The organism is Propionivibrio sp., assembly GCF_047602565.1.
GTDB lineage: Bacteria > Pseudomonadota > Gammaproteobacteria > Burkholderiales > Rhodocyclaceae > Propionivibrio.
In genome coordinates this window covers 3,750,736-3,773,312 of sequence record NZ_JASGGX010000001.1, presented here as the reverse complement: position 1 = coordinate 3,773,312, position 22,577 = coordinate 3,750,736, and the positions used below count along the sequence as shown (strand labels likewise).

Below are 22,577 nucleotides of genomic sequence, written 5' to 3'. Positions count from 1 at the left end.
CCCCATGAACACTCTTCCCCCGCGGCTGCTGCAACGCTTGCAGGAACAGTACGCCGAACTGCCCGACGCGCAGCGGCGCACCGTCAACCTGATCGTGCGCGACCCGCAAGGCGCGGTCGGCGCCACCGTCGAGCAACTGGCCCGGCACGCCGGCGTGTCGATGCCGACCATCGTGCGCACCTGCCGCTCGTTCGGCTACGACAGCGTGCGCGAATTCATGGTGGCCCTGGCGCAGGACATCGCCTTCGGCGAATCGCACCAGCACCGCTACCTGCACCGCAGCGTGCAGCCGGAGGACACGCCCGGCGAAATCGCCAGCAAGATCGTGCGCTCGGCCGCGGCCTCGATGTCCGCCCTGGAGAACCAGCTCGACATCGCCGCGCTCGAACGCGCCACCGGCGCCATCGCCGGCGCCGAGCGGGTGGACTGCTACTCGACCGGCGCCACCTCCAGCTTCATCGCCGAAGACCTGCAGGCCCGGCTGTTCCGGCTGGGCCTGCATTCCAACGCCTACTTCGACGCCCACCAGCAGCTGATTTCCGCGTGCACGCTGCAGGCGGGCGACGTGGCCATCGCCGTCTCGCACATCGGGCGCATGCCGACCCTGCTCGAAGCCGCGCGCTTCGCGCGCTCGCAGGGCGCCACGACGATCGCCCTGACGCAGCCCGGCACGCCGCTGGCCCAGGAGGCCGACATCGTGCTCGGCACCTCGGTCCCCGAGGACGCCGTGATGCGCGTCGGCACCGAGGCCTACATCGCCCACCTGCTGGTCATCGAGATCCTCACCGTGCTGGTCGGCCAGCGCCTCGGCCCCAAGGCGGCCGACCGCCTGCGCCAGTTCCGCAACGTGCTCGCCGAGCACGGCATCGACAGCGAATCGCACGCGACCATGACTTTGTCCTGGTCGCGCGCCGAACGCGAACAGGAATGAATCACGAATGCCTCTTTTCCCAGGATTGCCCAATGTCTGAAACCACCCTGCTGCAAAACGGCCTCGTCGTCAACGGGACCGGCAAGGCCGGCTATCGCGCCGACGTGCTGATCGAAGGCGAGACCATCGCCCAAATCGGCGCCGTCGATCCGGCGGCCGCCGAACGGATCATCGACTGCGCCGGACTCGTCGTCGCGCCCGGCTTCATCGACGTGCACACCCACGACGACGCCATCGTGCTCGACGCGCCGGCCATGCGCCCCAAGATCTCGCAGGGGATCACCACCGTCATCGTCGGCAACTGCGGCATCTCGCTGGCGCCGGTGGTCACCCGGACGCCGATCGAGCCGCTCGGCCTGCTCGGCACGCAGCGCTTCTGCTTCGCGCGGCTGGCGGAATACGCCGCGGCCGTCGACGCCGCGCAGCCGGCGATCAACGTCGCCGCGCTGATCGGCCACACCAGCCTGCGCGCCGCGGTCATGCCGAGCTTCGAGCACGCGGCCACGGCGGACGAACGCGCGCGCATGGCGCAGCAACTGCGCCTGGCCATGGACGACGGCGCCGTCGGCCTGTCGTCGGGCGTCTTCTACGCCAACGCCTTCGCGGCCGACGAGCGCGAGTTGATCGAGGTCGCCGCAGCCGCCGCGCAGGCCGGCGGCGTCTATGCCACGCACATCCGCACCGAGTTTGACGGCATCCTGGAGGCCATGGAAGAAGCCGCGCGCACCGCCCGGCACGGCGGCCTGCCGCTGATCCTCTCGCACCACAAGTGCGCCGGCCCGGCCAACTGGGGACGCACCGGCGAAACACTGGCGCGGATGGACCGCCTGGCCACCCGCCAGCCGATCGGCCTCGACGTGTATCCCTATACCGCGGGGTCGACCGTCCTGCGCGAGGACCTGGTCGACGGCATCATCGACATCATCATCACCGGTTCGGAGCCGCACCCGGAAATGATCGGCAAGCGCCTCTCCGACATCGCCGCGCAGTGGGGCGTCAGCCAGCAGGAAGCCTGCCGCCGCCTGCTGCCCGGCGGCGCCTGCTACTTCCAGATGAGCGAGGAGGACATGCAGCGCGTGCTGGCGCACCCGCGTTCGATGATCGGCTCCGACGGCCTGCCGCACGACGTCCACCCGCACCCGCGCCTGTGGGGCACCTTCCCCCGCGTGCTCGGCCACTACAGCCGCGACCTCGGCCTGCTCAGGCTGGAAAGCGCGGTGTTCAAGATGACCGGCCTGCCCGCCGCCCAATTCCGCCTGGGCCAGCGCGGCACGCTCGCGGCCGGGCATCCCGCCGACGTCACCGTCTTCGATGCGCAGCGCATCCGCGACCGCGCCACCTTCGCCGAGCCGGAACAGATCAGCGAGGGCGTGCGCCACGTGTTCGTCAACGGCGCGCTGAGCTACGAGGAAGACGCCGCCATGCCGGCGGACTATCCGCGCAACGGGCGCTTTCTGCGGCGCGTGGAGGTTTAAGGCCGGAAATTCTTTACCACGGCGACACGGTGGCCACGGCGGAAAACACGGATTGGCCTTTTCGCCGTGGCCACCGTGTCGTCGTGGTCAACTCTCTTGTTCCGGCCGGAGCGGACCGCGCGCTCAGTTGCGCGCACTCCTCACGTGGGTCGCCTCGCCCTCGCGATGGCGCAGCGACGACTGCCGCTGCGCTTCCTTCAACTCCTCGGGCGTCAGGATGCGCGCGATGGTTTCGCGCTCGCGCACCGCGTCGAGGTTGCGCGCCGCCGCCGCGCGGTTGAACCACACGTAGGCCTTGATCAGGTCCTTTTCGACGCCCACGCCGTCGCGGTACAGGCGGCCCATTTCCAGCATCCCCTCGGAACTGCCGCGCATGGCCGCGGTATGAATCCACGTGGAGGCCTGGGCGAAGTTCTGCAGGATGCCCACGCCGGTGCGCGACAGGCGCCCGAGATAGATCATGGCATCCACGTTGCCGCCGGCGGCCGCGGACTCCATCCAGCGCACCGCCTCGGCCGAAGTCCTGTCGGTGCGCGCCGGGTCCAGGAAAAGCGCCTCGCCGAGCTGGAACTGCGCCGTCGGATCGCCGTTCTCCGCCGCCTGCCGGATCGCCGGATCGTCGAGGACGTTGCTCGCCGGGCCGGCGACCGAGTAGGTCTCGGCGCCGGTCAGCAGCACGAAGACGGCGGCGACGGCGATCGCGACGAACAGCGCCGCCATCCCGGCCACGACCCACTGCGCGGAGGACAGACCGCCGCGCTCCGATTTCAGGAAGCGATGCGAGCAATCGAGGCAGCGATAGGGCAGGCAGCCGAGGTGATGCCGCTTCTCTTCGGGCGAGTGCCAGCGTGATTCCCGGCAGCGGAATCCCTGGCATGCAGGACACTGGACCCTGGGACGGAAGATCATCGTCGCTCGCCTCCCCGGTGCGGCGACCGGTATTCGGCTCCCCCTGAAAAGAGTCTGTTGGCCCGGCGATTATAAACACAACTTCAGCCAGCGGAAAAACCTCGCCGACGAACCGGAACGGCAGCCGGCCGGGCAGTTCCCCGCCCTGCCATGCAAATGAAAACGGCATTCCCCCGGCCCGATCCCTGCGGCGCCACCGATCAGGCCATTCGCGGCCCGGCTAGCAGACCGAGACGAGCCGCTCGATGCAGACGTCGATGATTTCTTCCTCCGGGCGCTGCCACCAGTTTCGCGCGGAGAAAATCTCGACCTCGACGCTTCCGCCGTAACCGCCATCCTCCATCCAGCTCCTGATTTTTTTCAGGTCGATGACGCCATCGCCCATCATGCCCCGATCGAGCACCAGGTCGGTGGTCGGATTCAGCCAATCGCAGACGTGAAACCCCAACGCTCGGCCGGTGGTGCATGCGCGATGGATTTGCGCTTGCAGTTGCGGGTCCCACCAGACGTGGTACACGTCGATCGCCACCCCCAAATGGCCTTCATTGCGGGGGTCGAGCTCTTCGCACCAATCCAGGGCCTGCGCAAGGGTATTCAGGCAGGAGCGGTCAGCCGCCGTCATCGGATGCAGGGGCTCGAACGCCAGGGGCACGCCCAGTCGCCTGGCGTGACGCAAAAGTTCGCCTACGCCATCTTTCACCTGCGCGCGGGCGTCCTCCATATCCTTGCTTTGGCCAGGCAACCCTCCCACGACCAGGACGTAGCAGGCCGCTTCCAGTTCCGCCGCGACTTCGAGCGCCCGCACGTTATCCTCGATCGCCGCCTGGCGCGCGTCCGCCGTCGGTTGCGGGAAATAACTCGACCGGCAAAGTCCGCTCACCTTGAGGCCGGCCCGGCGAATGCGTTGATGGATGTCCTGGATGTTCCTGCCTTCGAGATCCCGCCGCCAGGGGGCGATCGCCCCTACGCCGCGGGACGCGCATAGATCGATGATTTCCTCGATGGGGCGTCGGTGTCCGAAGGTGGCGGTGTTGATGCTCAAGTCCTGAAAGTGATCCGATAGTTTTCTCACGGGCGGCTCCGATCGTCAAAAATGCCTGATGGTCAAGCCGCCGTCGATATCGATCGATTGCCCGACGGTAAAGCGCAGGCGGCCTTCGGCCATGCAGACGACGGTGGAGGCGATGTCCTCCGGGTAGCCCCAGCGCTGATTCGGCACGCCGCCGCCAGCGATGAACCCATCATACTTCGCCTTGACGGGACGGGTCATCTCGGTCTCGATGATGCCCGGACGGATCTCGTAAACGCCGATGCCCTCGTTGGCCAGGCGCAGGCCGAACAGTTTGGTGGTCATGGCGGAGGCGGCCTTGGAAATGCAGTATTCGGCGCGGCTGACCGCCAGGGCCGTCGCATTGCACGAAGTGACGTTGATGATGCTGCGATGCTGGCCGTCGATCTCGCCTTGCGCCAGCATCTGCTTCGACACGAGCTGGCTGAGGAAGAACACCGCCTTGGTGTTCACGTCGATGCAGCGGTCGAAGCTCTCGGGAGTGGCTTCGAGCAGGTCTCCCCGCACCTTCACCGTCACGCCGGCATTGTTCAGCAGGCAATCGACCCGGCCCCATTTGTCCAGCGTGCGATCCAGCAGCGGCTGGTGCCGCGCCAGCTCCGCGATATCTCCGGGAACGATCAGGGTTTCCGCGCCGCAGGCGTCCAGCTCCGCCGACAATTCCTGCAGCAGTTCCACTTCGGCGCCGCCCTCCCTGTCGTTCAACACCAGGTTGAACCCCGACCTGGCGAGAGCGATTGCGCATCCCTTGCCGATACCGCGTGCCGCGCCAGTCACAATCGCGACGGGTCTGTTTGATTTGGTGACCATCCTCTATCTCCAAAAGTTGTCTGCGATGACCCCGCCCGAAACGGCTTGCTCCAGGCAGGAGAAAAAATCTATTGACTTGAGAATTGAACCGGTTCAATATTTGAACCGGTTCAATTCTAATTCGCCTCGAAAACAATTTCAAACACTTTTTGGGTCAGCAAATGAATCTACAAGACAGAACGATCGGCTTCGGCATCGTCGGCACGGGCATGATCGCCAATTACCACGCGCTGGCCATTCAGGAGGCCGGCAGGACCTTGAACGTGCGGCTGCGCGGCGTCCTCAGCCGCGGCGAGGAAAGCGGCCGGGCATTCGCGGAGAAACATGGCATTCCTTCCTGCACGGCGAATCCGGACGAGTTCTTCGCGGACGGCGGCATGCAGGTGGTCTGCATCGCCACGCCCAGCGGCGCGCATCTGGAACCCGCGCTGCGGGCGATCGCCGCCGGCAAGCATCTGATCGTCGAGAAACCGCTGGAAATCACCGAGGACCGAGTCGACCGCATGCTGGATGCGGCCGACCAGGCGGGGGTGAAGGTCGGCGCGATTTTTCAGGCCCGGTTTTCGAAGGGCGCCCGGGCCGTGAAGAAGGCCATCGACGCGGGCCGATTCGGCCGGCTCGTCTCGTGCAGCGCCTACGTGAAATGGCATCGATCGGCCGAGTATTACCGGGGAAGCTGGAAAGGCACGCTCGGCCTGGACGGCGGCGGCGCCGTCATGAACCAGGCGATCCATGCCGTCGATCTGTTGCAGTGGTTTGCCGGAATGCCGCGCGAAGTTCTACGCGCAGACGACCCGGCGGGTGCACGAATCCATCGAAGCGGAAGACACGGCCAGCGCGCTCCTCCGTTATCGGGACGGTTCTTTTGGCGTCCTGGAAGCCACCACGGCCGCGTTCCCCGGCTGGGAAAGACGCCTGGAAATATGCGGGTCGCAGGGCTCGGCCGTGATCGAGGACGACCGGATAGTCCGTTGGGACTTCCGTGAAGCGGGCGATGAAGACGAAGAACTGAGGGAGGCGCTCGCGGCAGGCGGCTCGCTCTCCGGCGCGGCGTCGCCCGGTCAGATCTCGATCGCCGGGCACGTCAGGCACATCGAGGACATGGTGACCGCGCTGACCACGGGCAGGCCGCTCGAGATCGACGGCCGGGAAGCCAGGAAGACCGTCGAACTGGTACGTGCCATGTACCGGTCGGCAAGCGCCCGCGCGCCGGTAACGATGTAGCAATCCCCACCCGCATTTCATTCAGACGATCGTTTTTTCAACCCGTAACAACAAGGAGTGGTCATGAAGATCAAGAATCTTGTCAGCAGCGCATTCATCGGCACCCTGGTCGCCTTCGGATCAATGGCCAGCGCCAAGGATTTCAAGGCGGCGGACAACCAGCCGGCCGACTATCCGACCAGCATGGCGATGAAGTTCATGGGCGAGCAGATCGCCAAGGCGACCAACAACAAATACAACATCAAGGTCTTCGCCAACAGCACGCTCGGTTCGGGCAAGGACACGGCCGAGCAGGTGAAGATCGGCGCCATCGAAATGGCGCGCGTTTCGACCTCGGAGTTCCACGGGATCATTCCTGAGACGCTGGTGCCTTCCTTTCCTTTTCTGTTCCGCGACGCCGATCATTTTCGGAGCACCATGTACGGCCCCATCGGAGACGAGATTCTTGCGGCCTTCGAGAAATACGGCTACATCGGACTCTGCATGTACGAAGGCGGCACCCGCTCGGTCTACGGCAGGAAGCCGATCAAATCGATCGCCGACATGAAGGGCATGAAGCTCCGCGTCCAGCCGTCCGACCTGTGGATCGCGGTGGCGGCCGCGATGGGCGCGACGCCGACGCCGATTCCCTTTGCCGAAGTCTATACGGCGCTGAAAACGGGACTCGTCAACGCGGCGGAAAACAGTTTTCCGTCTTATGACGCCATGAAGCATTTCGAGGCAGCGCCCGTTTACAGCGAAACCGAGCACGTGATGGCGCCGGACGTCGTCGTCTTCTCCAAGAAGATCTGGGACACCTTGGGCAAAGACGAACAGGCCATCATCAGGAAGGCCGCCAAGGACTCCGTCCCCTTCTTCACCAAGGCCTGGATCGAGCGGGAACAGACGGCCCGGAAAGCGGTGATCGCGGCGGGCTCGACGATCGTCGAGGCCAAGGACGTTGACAAGAAGTCGTTCGTCGATGCGGTCAAGCCGGTCTGGGACAAGTTCGCCACCACGGCGGAACAGAAATCACTGCTCCGGAAAATCATCGACGCGAAGTAAGCGGAACGATTTTCCATCGATGAATGGAAATGGCCCGAATGCAATACGGACGTATTCGGGCCTTCCTTTTCCGGATGAACCCATGAATCTCTTTACAACCATCAATGCCCGGCTGTCGCGCTGGGCGCTGTACATTGCCGTTGCGGGCCTGCTCGGGATCGTGGCGGTGGTCGTCGGGTCGGTGATCTGGCGGTACATTCTGAACGACGCGCCGGCCTGGTCGGAGCAGGTGGCGCTGCTGCTGGTGATCAACGTCGCCATGTTCGGCGCCGCCGCCGGTGTGCGCGACGAAGGCCACATCGGCATGGAGTCCCTGGTCGGCCTGCTGCCCAAGAACTTCCAGTTCTGGATCGGCAACGTCGTCGGCCTCTTCTCGATCACCTTCGGCGTCGCCCTGGTCTGGGGCTGCTCCATGATGGCCCACTCGGTGTGGTCCAACGCCATCCCCACCCTCGGCATCTCCGAGGCCTGGCGCTACATCCCCTGCGTCGTCTCGGGCGTCCTGATCATCATGTTCTCCGTCGAGCACATGATCGCTATGTTCTCTGACAAGGAAGTGGTCCCATCATGGCACTGACCGTACTCTGCATCAGCTTCACGATTTTCCTCCTGCTCGGAGTGCCGGTCGCCTTCTCGATCGCCCTGAGCTGTCTGGCCACCTACTGGGTCGAGGGCTTCCCCCTGGAACTGGCCTTCCAGAACATGATCTCCGGGATGAACGTCTTCTCCTTCCTGGCCATTCCCTTCTTCGTCTTTTCCGGCGAACTGATGCTGCACGGCGGCATCGCCGACAAGATCGTCAATTTCGCCCGCAACGTGGTCGGCCACTGGCGCGGCGGCCTGGGCATGGCCAACGTGGTCGCCTGCACCCTGTTCGGCGGCGTCTCCGGCTCCCCGGTGGCCGACGTCTCGGCCATGGGCGGGGTGATGATCCCGATGATGAAGAAGGAGGGCTACAGCGCCGACTACGCGGTCAACGTCACCACCCACGCCGCGCTCTGCGGCGCGCTGATGCCGACCTCGCACAACATGATCATCTACGCCTTCGCCGCGTCGAGCACGGCCGGCATGCTGGCCGGCCCGAACGTGATGGTCAAGGGCGCCTCGATCGGCGAGCTGATGTTCGCCGGCCTGCTGCCGGTCGTCGTGCTGATGGTCTGCATGCTGATCGCCGCCTACTGGGTGGCCAAGAAGGAAGGCTATCCGCGCCGTCCCGACGGCTCCGACCGGCTCGATCCGTTCGCCGGCTGGCACGCCGTGCTCACCTCCTTCATCGCCGCCATCCCCGGCATGTTCGTGGTCATCATCATCCTGACCTGCATCATCATGGGGGTGACCACCGCCACCGAGGCCGCCGGCATCGCCGTCACCTATTCGCTGTTTCTCACCTTCGTCGGCTACCGCACCATGAACTGGGCCAAGCTGATGAAGGCCGCCGCCAAGGCGGCCAAGACCACCGGCGTGGTGCTCCTGCTGATCGGCGTGTCGACCATGTTCCAGTACATCATGGCCATCCTGGAGATCCCGGACAAGACCGCCAACGCGCTGCTCTCGGCGACCACCAATCCGTACGTGATGTTCTTCCTGATCAACATGATCCTGTTCCTGCTCGGCACCTTCATGGACATGGCCTCGACCATCCTGATCTGCACCCCGCTGTTCCTGCCGCTCGCCCTGCAGATGGGCATGGGGCCGGTGCAGTTCGGCATGGTCATGCTGCTCAACTGCGCCCTGGGCCTCAACACCCCGCCGGTCGGCACCACCCAGTTCGTGGGGTGCGCCATCGGCGAAGTCTCCGTCGAGCAGGTCATGAAGAGCATCCTCCCCTTCTACGGCGCCCTCTTCGCCGTCATGGCCGTCGTCACCTACGTCCCCTGGTTCTCCCTCTGGATTCCCACACTCATCAAGGGCGCACCAGTGTACTCAGCCGGCCGCCGCCGTTCAATCCCTGAAAGGAATGTCAATGAAACTCGAAGATATCGATGGTGGAACAAAGCTCTACGTGATCATCGGCGACCCCGTTTCCGCCGTTCGCACGCCGGGCGTGTTCAATGAAATGTTCGTCCGGCAGGACACGAACGCCGTGCTGGTGCCGCTGCACGTGGCGGCGGCACACCTCGAATCCGTGTGGGCCGGGTTGAAGGCGATCCGGAATCTGCACGGGGTGGTCATCACGATGCCCCACAAGAGCCGGATGTGCGGCCTGGTCGACTCGCTCGGCCAGAACGGCAAGGTCGTCGGGGCCATCAACGCGGCAAGGCGCACGAGCGACGACACCTGGGAAGGCGACATGTTCGACGGGCTGGGTTGCGTCAACGGCTTGCAGAAGCAAGGCCACTCCGTCGCCGGAAAGAGCGTCTTCCTGATGGGCACGGGCGGCGCCGGTGCCGCGATCGCGAGCGCCATGGCGCAGGCGGGAGTCCGCCGCCTGGTCATCACGGACGTCAATGCCGAACGGCTGGGTCAGGTCATGGCGAACGTCCGGCGCGAATACCCGCGGCTGTCGATCGCAGCAGGACAGATCGGCCAGGAGGAATTCGACCTGGCGATCAACGCGACTCCTTTGGGAATGCGTCCCGAGGACCCCTTGCCGTTCGACCCTTCCGGACTGCCCGAATCGACGCTGGTGGTCGACGTGATCACCAAGCCGGAAATCACGCCGCTGCTGTCGCGGGCACAGGAAACGGGCCATCGCATACAGAGCGGCAGGCACATGCACCGCGGCCAGGCGGTCGCCTGCGCCGAGTTCTTCGGCTTCGATCTCGGGTGGTAGAGAAATGGAAAAGCAGATACTGACGGCCCGGCACGACAAGGCGGGCGTTCAATGGGTCGAAATAACCCTCAATCGCCCGGACAAGGGCAATGCCATAAACATGGCGATGCTCGACGAACTGTCGGGCATCGCCCGCGACCTGGAGCGCGACCGGGCGGTACGGGCCGTCGTGGTGCGGGCCAAAGGCCGCTTCTTCTGCACGGGCGGCGACATCGAAGCCTGGGGAAGCCTGACCCCGCACGACATGGGACGCGACTGGATTCTGCGCGGGATCGAAGTTTTCGAGCAGATCGCCCACCTGCCTCAACCGGTGATCGCGGCGATCAACGGCCACACGCTGGGCGGCGGCCTCGAACTGGCCTTGGCCGCCGACCTGAGAGTGGCGATCCGGCACGCCAAATTCGGGAATCCCGAAGCCCGGCTGGGAATGATCCCCGGCTGGATGGGCACGACCCGGCTGGCCGAAATGATCGGCCCGTCCAGGGCCCGGCACATGCTGCTGACCGCCGCTCCGATCGTCGCGCAGCAGGCGTACGACTGGGGCCTGATCACCGCGCTCGTGGAAAACGAGGAAGGGCTCGACGCCCAGGTGTCGCTCTGGCTGGACGCGCTCCTGGCCAACGGCCCGTCGGCCATGGCGCTGATCAAGGGGCTGCTGGCGCAGGTTCACCGCGATCTGCGCGCCCACCACGCCGCCGCCGTGGCGCAGGCGGCGGGGACGGAGGATTGTCGGGAGGGGGTGAAGGCGTTCGTCGAGAAGCGGCAGCCCATTTACAGGAACCGGTGAAGGCCCGCCGCTTGGCTGGGCCACCTAAACATTTGAGATGAAACGGCAATGAACAAAGGGAAATTCGTATCCGCCGCCGAGGCGGCGGCAATGATCAAGGACGGCGACACGGTCGCCATCAGCGGCAACGGCGCGGGCATGATCTCGGCGGAGGAAATCTTCGCCGCCATCGAAAAGCGTTTTCTCGAAACGGGACACCCGCACGGCCTGACGCTGGTGCACTCCCTGGGTCTCGGCGATCGCGGAGAACTCGGCACGAACAGATTCGCCCACCAAGGATTGGTGAAGAGGCTGATCGCCGCGCACTTCACCTGGTCGCCGCGCATGCAGCAGCTGATCCGGGAGGAGAAAGTGGAGGCTTACTGTTTTCCGGGCGGCGTGATACAGCATCTGCTGCGCGAGATCGGCGCCGGCCGGCCCGGGTTGTTCACGCATTCGGGTCTCGGCACATTCGTCGATCCGAGGCACGACGGCGGCCGCTGCAATGCCGTCAGCAAGGAGACGATGGTCGAACTGCTGGAGGTCAACGGCAAGGAGGTCCTGCATTACAAGCCCTTCAAGGTCGACGTGGCCATCGTCCGCGGGACGTATGCGGATGCTCGCGGCAACATCAGCCCGGAAGAGGAAGCCATCGACATGGACATTCACTCGATCGCCCTCGCCGCGCACAACAGCGGGGGCATCGTCCTGGCGCAGGTCCGCCAGGTCGTCGAGGCGGGCAGCCTGCATGCGCGGAGCGTGCGCATCCCCGGCATCATGGTCGACGCGATCGTGCAAAGCCCGGAGCAGCAGCAGTTCTACGGCCTGCCCTATGACGTCACCGTCAGCGGAGGAAGAAGGGCCCATCTCGAAGACGCGCGGGCCGACATTCCGGCGAAGCTCGAACGCCGGATCATCGCGAGACGGGCCGCGCTGGAACTGAGGCCCGGATTGTCCCTGAATTTCGGCTTCGGCATCCCCGGAGGAATTTTTGGGGTGATCGCCGAAAAAGGGATCGGGGATCAGCTGTGGATGAGCGTCGAACAAGGCGTGCACAACGGGCGGATGCTCGACGATGCGCTGTTCGGCGCGGCAAGAAACACCGACGCGATCATGCCGTCGATCGAGCAGTTCGATTATTACAGCGGCGGCGGCATCGACATCGCCTTCCTCGGCATGGGCGAAGCCGACGAGCAGGGCAATGTGAACGTCTCGCATCTGGGCGGCAACCTCATCGGCCCCGGCGGATTCATCGAAATCGCCCAGAATGCCAAGAAGGTCGTCTTCTGCGGAACCTTTGACGCCGGCGGATCGCAGATGGATTTCCGTGATGGCCGGCTGACGGTGAACCGTCCCGGCAAGGTCAGGAAATTCGTCCGCGAGGTTGAACGCATCACGTTCAGCGGCGAGTTCGCCAGGCGGCAGGACCAGGAAGTCCTGTACATCACGGAACGGGCGGTTTTCAAACTCGGCCCGGAAGGCGTGACGCTCATGGAAGTGGCGCCGGGCATCGACATCGAGAAAGACATTCTTCCGTACATGTCCTTCGTCCCCAAAATTGGGGAGGTCAAGCCCATGCCCGCTGAAGCTTTCGCATAGCCGACGAGGTCCCGCACCATGGCGCAGACGATTCCGCAATCCATTCTGGATGAACTCACCGACGTGGCGATGCAGCGGCGCATGCCCACCCGCGTTCCCGACGGCCGGCTGTCCGTCGGCGACATGCGGATTCCCATCTATCGCTGCCAGGCACTGGTGCTGGGGAGCGGTGCCGCCGGCCTGCGTGCCGCCGTCGAACTCAAGCGGCGCAACGTCAACGTGCTCGTCGCCACGCAAACGCTGTTCTGGGGTACGTCGGCCTGCTCCGGTTCCGACAAGCAAACGCTGCACACCGCGGCTACCAGCAATAAGGGCGACAACTTCATCGAACTGGCCAGGGCCTTGGCGGCGAGCGGCGCCATGGACGCCGATACCGCTTACGTCGAGGCGGTCGGTTCGTCCGAAGCATTCATCGGCCTCAAGCACATCGGCCTGCCGCTTCCCGAGGATCGCTTCGGCGGCGTCCTGCGCTACAAAACCGATCACGACGAAGCCGGCCGCGCGACGAGTTGCGGACCGCGGACATCGAGGCTGATGGTCAAGGTGCTGGCCGCGGAGGCTCTGCGCCTGGGCGTGCCTTTCGTAAACCGCTGCTCGGGGATAAGGCTGCTGCAGGAAGAGGTGAACGGCAGACCGGCGGCGACCGGCTTGCTGGCGATCAAGGCCGACGGCCGCAGCGAAACGAACCCATTCGGGCTGGTGGTCTTTCAAAGCCCGGCGATCGTGCTGGCGACGGGAGGCCCCGGCGAGCTTTATCGCGACAGCGTCTATCCCGTCCACTGTTTCGGCTCCCTGGGGATGGCCCTGGAAGCCGGGATCGACCTGGTGAACCTGACGGAAAGCCAGTTCGGCATCGGCACGCGGCGGGACGAGTTCCCCTGGAACCTCTCGGGAACGTATGTGCAGGCCATGCCCTATATCTACTCGGTGGATGCCGGCGGGCGGGAGCACAATTTTCTGGCGGACTACTACCGCACGACCCAAGAACTGGCATCCAACATCTTCCGCAAAGGCTACCAGTGGCCTTTCCATTCGACCAGGACGCTCGACTACCGGTCCAGCCTGGTAAACCTCGCCGTGTACAACGAAGCCCGCTCCGGGCGAACGGTTTACATGGACTTTCAACGCAACCCGCAGCCGGTACCGGGAGACGCGCCGTTTTCGCTGGCGAGGCTGGATGCGGACGTCCATGCGTATCTGGCGAACAACGACGCGCTGCTGGATTCGCCCATCGAGCGGTTGAGGCGAATGAACCCTCTCGCCATCGAACTCTACAGGCATAACAAGATCGACCTGGAACGCGCAGCCCTGCCGTTCGACATCAACAACCAGCACATGAACGGCGGCGTGGCGGTGGACATCTGGGCACAGTCGACGCTCGACGGCTGCTACGCCATCGGCGAGGTTGCCGGCACCCACGGCGTCACGCGGCCGGGCGGCGCGGCGCTCAATGCGGGCCAGGTTTTCGGGATGCGGTGCGCGAAGCACATCCATGCCCGCCGGGACGACCGCAGCAACCAGCCGTCGAGCCGCCATGTGGCGGCGGCGCTAGCCGACTGCATCGCGTCGATTCGCCGCGATCTGCGCAACCCGGACGGTTTGCCGATTCCTAGCGTGCGGAAGGAAATTCAAGCCAGGATGAGCGACCAAGCCGGATTCATCTGCATGGACGACGAACTGGGTCCGGCCTTGGCGGAGGCGCGAAAACTCAACGAATCCATTCGCACGTGGGGGTTGAGAATCGAAAATGCCGCCCAGATAGCAAGCGCGATGCTCTGGCGACAGATGGCCCTGACCTCGGAAGCCGTGCTCGCCGCCCTGGAGCACTACGTAAGGAACGGCGGAGGCAGCCGGGGAGCCCGGCTGATCTGCTCAAAGTCCGGAACCGAAGTTCCGGATACGCGCCTGGGAATCCTGGAGGACTATCGCTTCATTACCGAACGTGAAGCCGACCGCGAGCGGCAGATTCATGTTCGCCAGCGTGACGGGCGGATCGAGGTCGCGGAAAAGCCTTTAAGGAGCATGGAGGACCCGGGCGCTTTCTACTTCGAGAAAAACTGGGCACCGTTTCTGACGGGCCGGATTTACCGCGACGACCCCGTGGCCCGTTGAGGACATGCCGGAACATGCTTCGCGCCGGAACGGGTCAATGCGCGGCCACGCGCCCGCTCGAACCGCGCACGATCAGTTCCGGCGTCAGCAGCAGGTTCTTGGCGGGCAAGGCCGGATTCTCCATCCTTCTGCGCAGCAGCTGCCCCGCGTACTGCCCGATCCGCCTGGAATCGATCGCCACGGTGGTCAATCCCGGCTGCCACAGGTCCGCTTCCAGGACGTTGTCGATACCGACCACCGAGCAGTCCATGCCCGGTTCCAGGCCGATGCTTCTCAAGCCAAGCATGACCCCGAATGCCAGCAGGTCGTTGAAACAGACGATGCCGGTCGGAGGCTGCTTCGACTTGAACAAGTCCTTGACCGCGTCGAACCCCTTTTCCCGCGACGCCTCGCATGAACATATCCATTCGGGGGCGAGATCGAGACCGGCGTTTTTCATCGCCAGTTTGAAGCCCCGCAGCCGATCCCGGCTCGTTGAAGATCGCGTCGTCGCCCCGACGAAAGCGATCCGCCGGTGCCCCAGTTCAATGAGGTGGTTCGTCGCCAGCGTGGCCGCCAGAATATTGTCGCATCCCGCGTAGTCGGCCTTGCCGCTTTGGACATACCGCGACACCATCACGAGGGGTATCCCCCAGTCGGCGAAGGCGTCGATCATCTTTCTGGTCGTGCCGATCGCGGGCATGAGGATCAGCCCCTCGACGTTGTGCTGGCGTGCGGTATCCAGAAATTTCTCCTGCTTGACGACCGACTCCTCGGAATTCCCCAAAATAAGGGAAAGCCCGAGATCGCGCAGCGAGGTTTCGATGCCGATCGTGTTTTCCGCGAAATACGGATTCGCGAGATTGCAGATGGAGACGCCGACGATCCCGGTGCGCCTGTTGCGTAGCTGGCCGGCGCTGCGGTTGTAGATGTACCCCAGCTCCTTGATGATCTGCTGAACGTGTTCCTTCGTCGCCTGGGCAACGGACGGATTGTTGTTGAGAACCATCGAAACGGTTCCCGTCGAGACATTTGCGCTGCGTGCGACGTCCTTCAAGGAGACTCGTTTGTTGTTATTGGCCATGACAAATTCGGATCATCGGATTCTGCGTTCGGGACAAAGGCGGCCGACCATTATAAGAGCAAGCATCGGCGCAGACCGCGCCGGGGCTGACGGACGCAGCCCGGTCCGACCGGTCTAGAGGGAAATATTGCCGAACAGATGCGAAAAATCGCAGCACTCGCGGGCAATCATGGCGACCGAGGGGAGCAAGGTGTTCGTCTTTTCCCAGGGGTACAGCGCCACATACGTCACCTCGGGCAAGGGAGGCCGAGACTCGATCTCCTCCAGCAGGCCCGATTCGATCATCCCCTGCAGGCAGTCCTTGGGGAGATAGCTGATCCCCAGGCCGGCGACCGTCATTCCGATCATCGCGAGCATGTTGTTGCAGGTGATGCTCGACTTCGGCGCGAGACCGATCTTCTTGAACCATTCCGCATAGAGCAGCCCGGTTCCCGATTTGTCGCCTTGCGCCAGAAGTTGATGGGAGACAATTTCCGCCACGGCGACCTTCTTTCCTTTCTTCTTGAAGTATCCGGGCTTGCACATCCAGCTATTCACATTCACCCCTACCGGGGTTGACGAAAATCGGGCGTCGGCCACCGCGTCCGGTGCGATGACCAGGTCAAGCTTGTCGTTCAGCAGGCTATCCCTCAGATACACGCTCGATTCCACGACCGGCTCGATGATGACGTTGGGAAAAAGCACCTGGATCTGTCCGCAAAATTGCGGAAGCCACGTAATGGCGGTCAACTCCGTGATGCCCAGGCGCAGTCTGCGGACAAAACTCTCCGGACGCCCGATCTGATCGACGGCAATCTCACGCTGGTCCAGGAGCCGCTTGGCCAGGACGAACATGATTTCGCCCTTCTCGGTGAGATGGGCCGTTCGCTGGCTTCGGTCGAATAGCTGAAAGTCGAAAAGATCCTCCAGATCGTGAATCCGCTTGGAGATCGCCGACTGAGTCGTATGCAGCTTTTTTGCCGCGGGAGCGAATCCGCCGGTCTCGACGATCCAGTAAATGGCTTCAAGTTGCTTGAAGGTGAACATGGGGGGCGGCCTCTGCAAAGGCGATAGTGTATTGGCCCCGAGGACGCCGCTCAACCCGAGCCGCTACGCGGCTTCCGCCGCCCTTGTCCGGCTCCGCCGAATCCACGCCAGGAGCGGCATTCATTGCATCGGAACTGCCAGGGTCACAGACCGCCGGCGACGGCGATCTGTGACCCGATGGAACCGCTCTTGGAACTGCTCGTAGGACGGCCGAAGATTCGGCCGATCAGTTGGCCCGCCCCGATACCGCTTCGTGCGCCGCCATCTCGGCACGGATTTCCTCAAGGGATTTTTGCCTTGTCTCGACACCGAATGTCGCGACGATGATCGCGATTACCAACAGAATCGCGCCGAGAGCGATAAACACGGCGGTCGCCCCGAAATTCGACAGCAGCCACGCGACGCCGTAGGGCGAGAAGACCGCCGACACCCGGCCCACCGCATTGGCGAAGCCCATTCCCCGGAGACGCGCTTCCGTCGGCCAGAGCTCGGGGACATACACGGAACAGACGAAACAGACGAAGACATAGTTGATGACGGTAAGAACGAATCCGACCATCACGATCACGGTTTCGGTGCGCTGCAGCGAATAGAAGTATCCGAGCAGACCGATGATCAGGAGAAGCGCTATGCCCATGACCTTGCGGGGAAATTTGTTGACGACCTGCGACGAGATGAACACGCCCAGAGGTGCGCCGAACATGATCAGCGTCATCATCCCGGTAGACTTCGTGATGCTGATGCCTTGCTGGATGAAGATCGTCGGCACCCAGTTGATGATCGTATAAACGATCGTATTCATGCCGACCAACATCGCGGACGCAACGATGGTTCTCCTCAACAGGCTGCCCTTGAACAGGCTCCAGAAGGAAATCCTGGCCACTTCGTCTCCCCGGCCCGGCTCGTCGAGGCCCTGATCCGGCACCGCCGGCAGCTTGATTCCCTTTTCAGCCTCGATCTGCTTCTCGACCTGCGTCAGGATCTCGTCGGCCTTTGCGATATCGCCGCGGGATTCATGCCAGCGCGGGGACTCCGGAAGTCCATGCCGGAGCGCCCAGACGATCACCGCCGCCACGCCTCCGATCAAGAACATGGCCCGCCAGCCGAAGATCGGGATGACGAAATATGCCGTGGCGATGGCGATGGGCGGCGCCGCGTTGGCGATCAGCGACAGATACGAGACCCACTTCCCCCGCACATTGGCGGGAACGAATTCCGGAAAAGTCCCGAAACCGACCACCAGTTCGGCGCCCAGGCCTATTCCCATGATTCCCCGCAGCACGATGAGCATGGTCATGTCCGTGGCGAAAAAGGCGGCAATGGACGCGGCGCCGAAAATGAGCAGATTTATCTGATAGGCGAACTTCCGGCCCAGGTGATCGCCGGCGAATCCGGCGAACAGCGAGCCGACGAAGAGGCCGGCCATGGTGGCGGAAGCAAAGGTGGCGTTGAGGTAGTTGTTGGACCATCCGGTCCTGACCAGGTCGGCCAGGATCACCCCGCCCATGTAATTGTCGAAGCTGTCGACAAACAGACCCAGGCCCATCAGGAACAGCACGTTGTAGTGCCATTTGGAAATGGGCAGTCGATCCATTCGCGCCCCGATCTTGCCGTTGACCGCACTTTGCATCGATCTCGCTCCTTGTATGTTTGGATGCAAATCTAAAAATGTGTGCCGTAGCGTACTTACCGAATCCGCCCACACTTTTTTTGTTAGCGGCGTCCTGACTCATCTTCGAGCAGCCCGGCAACCGGGCCTATGCCGAGAACCACGTCAAATGCGCTGCCGTGATTGATTCTGACTTCCCGAATATGAAATTAATAGCGATATATTTTCTTGTTAACGCATGAGAAAAAACGATGTTTCCACCCCCGCCCCCCAGGCGCTTCCCGACTCGCTTCCCAGGGGGCCGAGGACGCTCACGCCCGCGCGGCGCCGATGAATGCGCGGGCAATCCGGCACAAACGCGCGGCAGCGGCTTCGATCAGGGCCGGTCCCTCTTGCATGCATTCTTCCAGGCTCATGGGCCGGGAGCAGATGCTCATCACGGCATCGATGCCCTGGGCCAGCACATCGTCCGCGCCGTCCCCCAGCCCGCCCGAGAGACAAAAAACCGGCACGCCGAATTGCTTCGCCGCCTTGGCCACGCCGACCGGCGCCTTGCCGTAGGCGGTCTGGAAATCGGTCCGACCTTCGCCCGTGATCACGAAATCGGCGCCCCGCGCGAGCTCCGCGAACCCGACGGCCCCGAGCACGATTTCGACCCCCGGCCGCAACTGCGCCGGCGTGAAAAACATCAGGCCGGCCCCCAGGCCGCCCGCTGCCCCCGCGCCGGCCGCGTCGGCCACGTCCCGCCCGGTCGCCTGCCGCGCGCATTCGGCGAAGCGCGCCAGCGCCGCATCCAGTTGCGCGACGAGCGCCGGCGTCGCGCCCTTCTGCGGCCCGAAGACGGCCGAGGCGCCGCGCGGCCCGCACAGCGGGTTGTCAACGTCGCACGCGACGATCAGTTCAGCCTCCTGCAAACGCCGGTCGAGTCCGCTCAGATCGATCTTCGCCAGACGGGCCAGCGCCGCCCCGCCCTCGGCCAGTTCGTCGCCCCGGGCATCCAGGAAATGCGCCCCCAGCGCCCGCGCCATGCCGACGCCGCCGTCGTTGGTGGCGCTGCCGCCGATGCCGATGATGATCCGCCGCAGCCCGGCGTCGAGGGCGGCGCGGATCAGTTCTCCCGTGCCCAGGGTCGTGGCCAGGCGCGGGTCGCGCCGGTCCGGCGGCACCAGCGGCAGGCCCGAAGCCGCCGCCATTTCGATCACCGCGGTCCGGCCATCTCCGAGGATGCCCCACTGCGCCCTGACCCGCTCACCGAGCGGCCCGGTCACCTCGCTGGTTTCCAGCCGGCCGCCGGTTGCCGCGACCAGCGCCTCGACGGTCCCTTCGCCGCCGTCGGCGATCGGCACCTTGCATACCTCGGCGTCCGGGATGACCTTGCGGATGCCCCGTGCCATGGCATTGGCCACTTCGAGCGCGGAAACGCTCCCCTTGTATGAATCCGGTGCGACGACGATACGCATGACGATCTCCTTGGCGATTGAACGAATGGGCGACCAGCCTAAACTTCGCGAGCCGGAGAAGCACTGGACCGATGCACAGATATAGGGCTTATGATTGGCGCCGTTCTTAGGCATGTGCCCAAAACCGAACCGCTTCCAGGCAACGAGGCAGACATGATCAGCATTGAGCCGAAACTGGCGCAGGAAATCGTCGAACGCGCGGCGAAAATCATCCCGTTCAACGTCAATGTGATGGACCGGCGCGGCATCATCGTCGGCAGCGGCAAGCCGGCGCGCATCGGCGAACTTCATGCCGGCGCCCAGCTGGCGCTCGCCCAGGCGCGCACGGTGGTCATCGACGAAGCCCTGGCGCGGACCCTGCCCACGGTCGAGTCCGGCGTCAATCTGCCCCTGACGGTACGCGGCCGGATCTGCGGAGTGGTCGGCCTGACCGGCGAGCCCGAAACCGTCCAGCCTTTCGGCGAGCTGCTCCGGACCACGGTCGAGATGCTGCTGGAACAGACCCAACTGCTCGGCGAATTGCAGCGCGAGAAACGCTACCGCGAGGAATTCGTCTCCCATCTCGTTTCCCGTGAACGCAGCTCGCCGGTCGACCTGAACGCCTGGGCGCTCCGGCTCGGCATCGAGTTTCGCAGCCCCCACGCCGCCATCGTCGTGACGCTGGAGGACGCAGACCGGCGCGCCGACCGCTCGCTCGTCGAACTGCAGCGTTTCCAGGCGCGCCTGGCGGTGCAGCTGCCCGATCTGCCCACGGCCGTTCTTTCACCGCGCGAGTTCGTCATGCTCGAGTCGTTCGGCGGACGCGCCCCGCAAACCAGCGAAGCCAGCCATGCGCGGCTGCGGCTGCAGTATTTCGAGACAATCCTGCGCGCGGAGACCACGCTGCCGTTCGTGCTCTCCCTCGGCGTCGCGTTGCCGGACGTCGAAAGCGTCGCCTTGTCGTACCAGAGCGCATGCCGCACGCGGCACGTCGGCCGGCAACGCCGTCCCGAGGCCGCCGCTTTCTCGTTCTACGAACTCAGCCTGCCGGTCCTGCTGTCCAGCCTCGATGCCAGCTGGCAGGCGGAACAGTTGCGCCGGCCGCTCGACCGATTGATGCGCATCGACAAACGCCAGCGCACCTTGCGCCATACGCTGGACGCCTGGTTCGCCCACGACGGCCGGTCCCTCTCCACCGCCAAGGCCCTGGGGATTCACCGCAATACCCTGGACTATCGCCTGCGCCAGATCGGCAAGGCGACCGGCCTCGATCTCGACAGGACCGATGACCGCCTGCTGCTTTACATCGCCCTGCAATTCGACGGCCAGGAAAGCGCCGATTGACCCGTCGGCCGGCGCAAGCCGGTGTCCAGTTCCCTGTCTTTCCGGCACCGCGCCGTTCATATCACTTTAAGCGATGCTTATAAGGAGAAAATTATTCGCTTTTTTTATGTATGCCGCTGATGGAAAATTTGCCGCACATCCCGCCCGGAGCCCAGGCGCAAGCGGCGAATTACCGTCAGAGAAGAGGAAACAATGAGCTTTGAAGTCAATCGCAAGGTACAGATCATCGAACAGCCGCAGACCATCGCATTGAATGCGATTGCGGAAAAACTCAAGAGCGAAGGCAGGGACATCGTGGCGATGGTCATCGGCGAACCGGATTTTTCCACGCCGCAGAAGATCATCGACGCCGCGACGCGAAGCATGAATGCCGGCTTCACGCATTATGTATCGTCGATGGGCCTGCCGGCGCTGCGCAGGAAAATCGCGGACAAGCTCCAACGCGAGAATGACGTCGAGTACGATCCGGATGAAATCCTGGTCACGCCGAGCGCGAAATTCGCCATCTACCTGGCGCTGACGTCGTTCCTCAACGACGGAGACGAGGTCATGGTCCTGGACCCTTCCTGGGTCTCCTACAAGGCGCTCGTCCAGCTTGCCGGCGCCACTCCGATCAGCGTTCCGCTCGACTATGACTCGAACTACACGGTCACCGAGGAGATTCTGAACAGACATGTGACCGCTAGGACCCGCATGATCATCCTGAATACGCCGAACAATCCGACCGGACGGGTATTCAGCGATGCGGAAAACAGGGTCCTGGTGGATTTCGTCAAAAAGCACGACCTCCTTGCCGTTTCGGATGAAATATACGAAACGATCGTCTTCGACGGCCATAAGCACACCGCGCTGGCAAGCTTCAAGGAAATCCGGAACAACGTGATCACCGTCAATGGCTTCTCCAAGAGCCATGCGATGACCGGCTGGCGCATCGGCTATCTGGCCGCCGAAAAGCGGCTGGTCGAGGAAATGCTCAAGGTGCAGATGCAGGTGGTCACCTGCACGGCGTCGTTCGTTCAGGCGGCGGCGATCACCGCGTTCGAATGCGCATCCGACGTCGCGGCAATGCTCGACGAGTACACGCGCCGGCGCGACTATCTGGTCCGCGAATTAAACACGATTCCGGGATTCTCCTGCCGCATGCCGCAAGGAACGTTCTATGCGTTTCCCAGGGTGGAGTACAAGGGCATGAGCGCGGACGAGCTGACCGAATTCATCCTTGAGAAGGCGCAAGTCCTGGTGACCCCGGGCAGCGCCTATGGACAAGGGACGGACAAGACCTTGCGCATCTCGTTTGCCACGTCGATCGAAAACATCGAGGAAGCCATCAGGCGACTGAAAAGAGTTTTCGTTTGAGCTTGACGCGCAGCCATCCGCTTCATCC

18 protein-coding genes and 1 pseudogene are annotated in these 22,577 nt (G+C 63.8%); 12 read left to right on the top strand and 7 right to left on the bottom strand.

Features of this window, described 5'->3' with window-relative positions; genetic code table 11:
• Nucleotides 1–4 precede the first annotated feature (4 nt).
• Both QM701_RS17855 and QM701_RS17850 read left to right on the top strand, forming a co-directional pair.
• Entirely contained in the window at nucleotides 5–931 is a 927-nt protein-coding gene (locus QM701_RS17855) for a MurR/RpiR family transcriptional regulator (protein ID WP_415168352.1), read from the top strand.
• 32 nt (nucleotides 932–963) lie between these two features.
• On the top strand, nucleotides 964–2,406 hold the full coding sequence (locus QM701_RS17850) for an N-acyl-D-amino-acid deacylase family protein (RefSeq protein ID WP_415168351.1): 1,443 nt from the start codon (nucleotides 964–966) through the stop codon (nucleotides 2,404–2,406).
• 123 nt (nucleotides 2,407–2,529) lie between these two features.
• On the opposite strand, the gene QM701_RS17845 is transcribed toward QM701_RS17850, so the two are convergent.
• The 3 genes from QM701_RS17845 to QM701_RS17835 form a co-directional block, all read right to left on the bottom strand.
• Nucleotides 2,530–3,315 (bottom strand): tetratricopeptide repeat protein, encoded by a 786-nt coding sequence (locus QM701_RS17845; protein WP_415168350.1) that lies wholly within the window; start codon nucleotides 3,313–3,315, stop codon nucleotides 2,530–2,532.
• A gap of 220 nt (nucleotides 3,316–3,535) precedes the next feature.
• Nucleotides 3,536–4,357 (bottom strand): sugar phosphate isomerase/epimerase family protein, encoded by an 822-nt coding sequence (locus tag QM701_RS17840; RefSeq protein WP_415168349.1) that lies wholly within the window; start codon nucleotides 4,355–4,357, stop codon nucleotides 3,536–3,538.
• A 45-nt stretch (nucleotides 4,358–4,402) separates the two neighbouring features.
• Entirely contained in the window at nucleotides 4,403–5,194 is a 792-nt protein-coding gene (locus tag QM701_RS17835; protein ID WP_415168348.1) for a 3-ketoacyl-ACP reductase, read from the bottom strand.
• A gap of 161 nt (nucleotides 5,195–5,355) precedes the next feature.
• On the opposite strand from QM701_RS17835, the pseudogene QM701_RS17830 reads away from it, so the two are divergent.
• The 8 genes and pseudogenes from QM701_RS17830 (at nucleotide 5,356) to QM701_RS17795 (ending at nucleotide 14,712) form a co-directional block, all read left to right on the top strand.
• Nucleotides 5,356–6,418 (top strand): annotated as a pseudogene (locus QM701_RS17830) (Gfo/Idh/MocA family protein).
• A gap of 63 nt (nucleotides 6,419–6,481) precedes the next feature.
• Nucleotides 6,482–7,462, top strand: a complete 981-nt coding sequence (locus QM701_RS17825; RefSeq protein WP_415168347.1) for a TRAP transporter substrate-binding protein — start codon at nucleotides 6,482–6,484, stop codon at nucleotides 7,460–7,462.
• Between the two features lie 82 nt (nucleotides 7,463–7,544).
• Nucleotides 7,545–8,039 carry a TRAP transporter small permease gene (locus QM701_RS17820; RefSeq protein WP_415168346.1) on the top strand — a complete coding sequence of 165 codons (495 nt, stop codon included), beginning with the start codon at nucleotides 7,545–7,547 and terminating at the stop codon, nucleotides 8,037–8,039.
• On the top strand, nucleotides 8,030–9,517 hold the full coding sequence (locus tag QM701_RS17815) for a TRAP transporter large permease (protein WP_415168345.1): 1,488 nt from the start codon (nucleotides 8,030–8,032) through the stop codon (nucleotides 9,515–9,517). Before QM701_RS17820 ends, QM701_RS17815 begins: the two co-directional genes overlap by 10 nt.
• Nucleotides 9,426–10,235, top strand: a complete 810-nt coding sequence (locus QM701_RS17810) for a shikimate dehydrogenase family protein (RefSeq protein ID WP_415168344.1) — start codon at nucleotides 9,426–9,428, stop codon at nucleotides 10,233–10,235. The genes QM701_RS17815 and QM701_RS17810 overlap by 92 nt, the downstream gene beginning before the upstream one ends.
• 4 nt (nucleotides 10,236–10,239) lie before the next feature.
• On the top strand, nucleotides 10,240–11,022 hold the full coding sequence (locus tag QM701_RS17805; RefSeq protein WP_415168343.1) for an enoyl-CoA hydratase/isomerase family protein: 783 nt from the start codon (nucleotides 10,240–10,242) through the stop codon (nucleotides 11,020–11,022).
• A gap of 48 nt (nucleotides 11,023–11,070) precedes the next feature.
• A complete protein-coding gene (locus tag QM701_RS17800) occupies nucleotides 11,071–12,600 on the top strand; it encodes an acyl CoA:acetate/3-ketoacid CoA transferase (protein WP_415168342.1) in 1,530 nt (509 codons plus the stop codon).
• Between the two features lie 18 nt (nucleotides 12,601–12,618).
• Nucleotides 12,619–14,712, top strand: a complete 2,094-nt coding sequence (locus QM701_RS17795) for an FAD-binding protein (RefSeq protein ID WP_415168341.1) — start codon at nucleotides 12,619–12,621, stop codon at nucleotides 14,710–14,712.
• Nucleotides 14,713–14,746: 34 nt separating this feature from the next.
• Here QM701_RS17795 and QM701_RS17790 read toward each other — a convergent pair whose 3' ends face one another.
• The 4 genes from QM701_RS17790 to QM701_RS17775 form a co-directional block, all read right to left on the bottom strand.
• Nucleotides 14,747–15,775, bottom strand: coding sequence for a LacI family DNA-binding transcriptional regulator (locus tag QM701_RS17790; protein ID WP_415168340.1), 1,029 nt, complete (start codon nucleotides 15,773–15,775; stop codon nucleotides 14,747–14,749).
• 114 nt (nucleotides 15,776–15,889) lie between these two features.
• Entirely contained in the window at nucleotides 15,890–16,801 is a 912-nt protein-coding gene (locus QM701_RS17785) for a LysR family transcriptional regulator (protein ID WP_415168339.1), read from the bottom strand.
• A 226-nt stretch (nucleotides 16,802–17,027) separates the two neighbouring features.
• Entirely contained in the window at nucleotides 17,028–18,431 is a 1,404-nt protein-coding gene (locus tag QM701_RS17780; RefSeq protein WP_415168338.1) for an MFS transporter, read from the bottom strand.
• Nucleotides 18,432–18,721: 290 nt separating this feature from the next.
• A complete protein-coding gene (locus QM701_RS17775; protein ID WP_415168337.1) occupies nucleotides 18,722–19,870 on the bottom strand; it encodes a glycerate kinase in 1,149 nt (382 codons plus the stop codon).
• A gap of 153 nt (nucleotides 19,871–20,023) precedes the next feature.
• On the opposite strand from QM701_RS17775, the gene QM701_RS17770 reads away from it, so the two are divergent.
• Together QM701_RS17770 and QM701_RS17765 are read left to right on the top strand one after the other, a co-directional pair.
• Nucleotides 20,024–21,193: a sugar diacid recognition domain-containing protein gene (locus QM701_RS17770; RefSeq protein WP_415168336.1), complete on the top strand. Its 1,170-nt coding sequence runs from the start codon at nucleotides 20,024–20,026 to the stop codon at nucleotides 21,191–21,193.
• A gap of 192 nt (nucleotides 21,194–21,385) precedes the next feature.
• Nucleotides 21,386–22,549 (top strand): pyridoxal phosphate-dependent aminotransferase, encoded by a 1,164-nt coding sequence (locus tag QM701_RS17765; RefSeq protein WP_415168335.1) that lies wholly within the window; start codon nucleotides 21,386–21,388, stop codon nucleotides 22,547–22,549.
• Nucleotides 22,550–22,577 lie beyond the last annotated feature (28 nt).

What these genes read in the sequence shown, in the direction of transcription:
- QM701_RS17785 (WP_415168339.1), bottom strand. Translation starts at nt 16,801, where the DNA reads ATGTTCACCTTCAAGCAACTTGAAGCCATTTACTGGATCGTCGAGACC.
- QM701_RS17805 (WP_415168343.1), top strand. Translation starts at nt 10,240, where the DNA reads ATGGAAAAGCAGATACTGACGGCCCGGCACGACAAGGCGGGCGTTCAA.
- QM701_RS17820 (WP_415168346.1), top strand. Translation starts at nt 7,545, where the DNA reads ATGAATCTCTTTACAACCATCAATGCCCGGCTGTCGCGCTGGGCGCTG.
- QM701_RS17770 (WP_415168336.1), top strand. Translation starts at nt 20,024, where the DNA reads ATGATCAGCATTGAGCCGAAACTGGCGCAGGAAATCGTCGAACGCGCG.
- QM701_RS17825 (WP_415168347.1), top strand. Translation starts at nt 6,482, where the DNA reads ATGAAGATCAAGAATCTTGTCAGCAGCGCATTCATCGGCACCCTGGTC.
- QM701_RS17835 (WP_415168348.1), bottom strand. Translation starts at nt 5,194, where the DNA reads ATGGTCACCAAATCAAACAGACCCGTCGCGATTGTGACTGGCGCGGCA.
- QM701_RS17810 (WP_415168344.1), top strand. Translation starts at nt 9,426, where the DNA reads ATGAAACTCGAAGATATCGATGGTGGAACAAAGCTCTACGTGATCATC.
- QM701_RS17845 (WP_415168350.1), bottom strand. Translation starts at nt 3,315, where the DNA reads ATGATCTTCCGTCCCAGGGTCCAGTGTCCTGCATGCCAGGGATTCCGC.
- QM701_RS17790 (WP_415168340.1), bottom strand. Translation starts at nt 15,775, where the DNA reads ATGGCCAATAACAACAAACGAGTCTCCTTGAAGGACGTCGCACGCAGC.
- QM701_RS17775 (WP_415168337.1), bottom strand. Translation starts at nt 19,870, where the DNA reads ATGCGTATCGTCGTCGCACCGGATTCATACAAGGGGAGCGTTTCCGCG.
- QM701_RS17780 (WP_415168338.1), bottom strand. Translation starts at nt 18,431, where the DNA reads ATGCAAAGTGCGGTCAACGGCAAGATCGGGGCGCGAATGGATCGACTG.
- QM701_RS17855 (WP_415168352.1), top strand. Translation starts at nt 5, where the DNA reads ATGAACACTCTTCCCCCGCGGCTGCTGCAACGCTTGCAGGAACAGTAC.
- QM701_RS17850 (WP_415168351.1), top strand. Translation starts at nt 964, where the DNA reads ATGTCTGAAACCACCCTGCTGCAAAACGGCCTCGTCGTCAACGGGACC.
- QM701_RS17815 (WP_415168345.1), top strand. Translation starts at nt 8,030, where the DNA reads ATGGCACTGACCGTACTCTGCATCAGCTTCACGATTTTCCTCCTGCTC.
- QM701_RS17795 (WP_415168341.1), top strand. Translation starts at nt 12,619, where the DNA reads ATGGCGCAGACGATTCCGCAATCCATTCTGGATGAACTCACCGACGTG.
- QM701_RS17765 (WP_415168335.1), top strand. Translation starts at nt 21,386, where the DNA reads ATGAGCTTTGAAGTCAATCGCAAGGTACAGATCATCGAACAGCCGCAG.
- QM701_RS17800 (WP_415168342.1), top strand. Translation starts at nt 11,071, where the DNA reads ATGAACAAAGGGAAATTCGTATCCGCCGCCGAGGCGGCGGCAATGATC.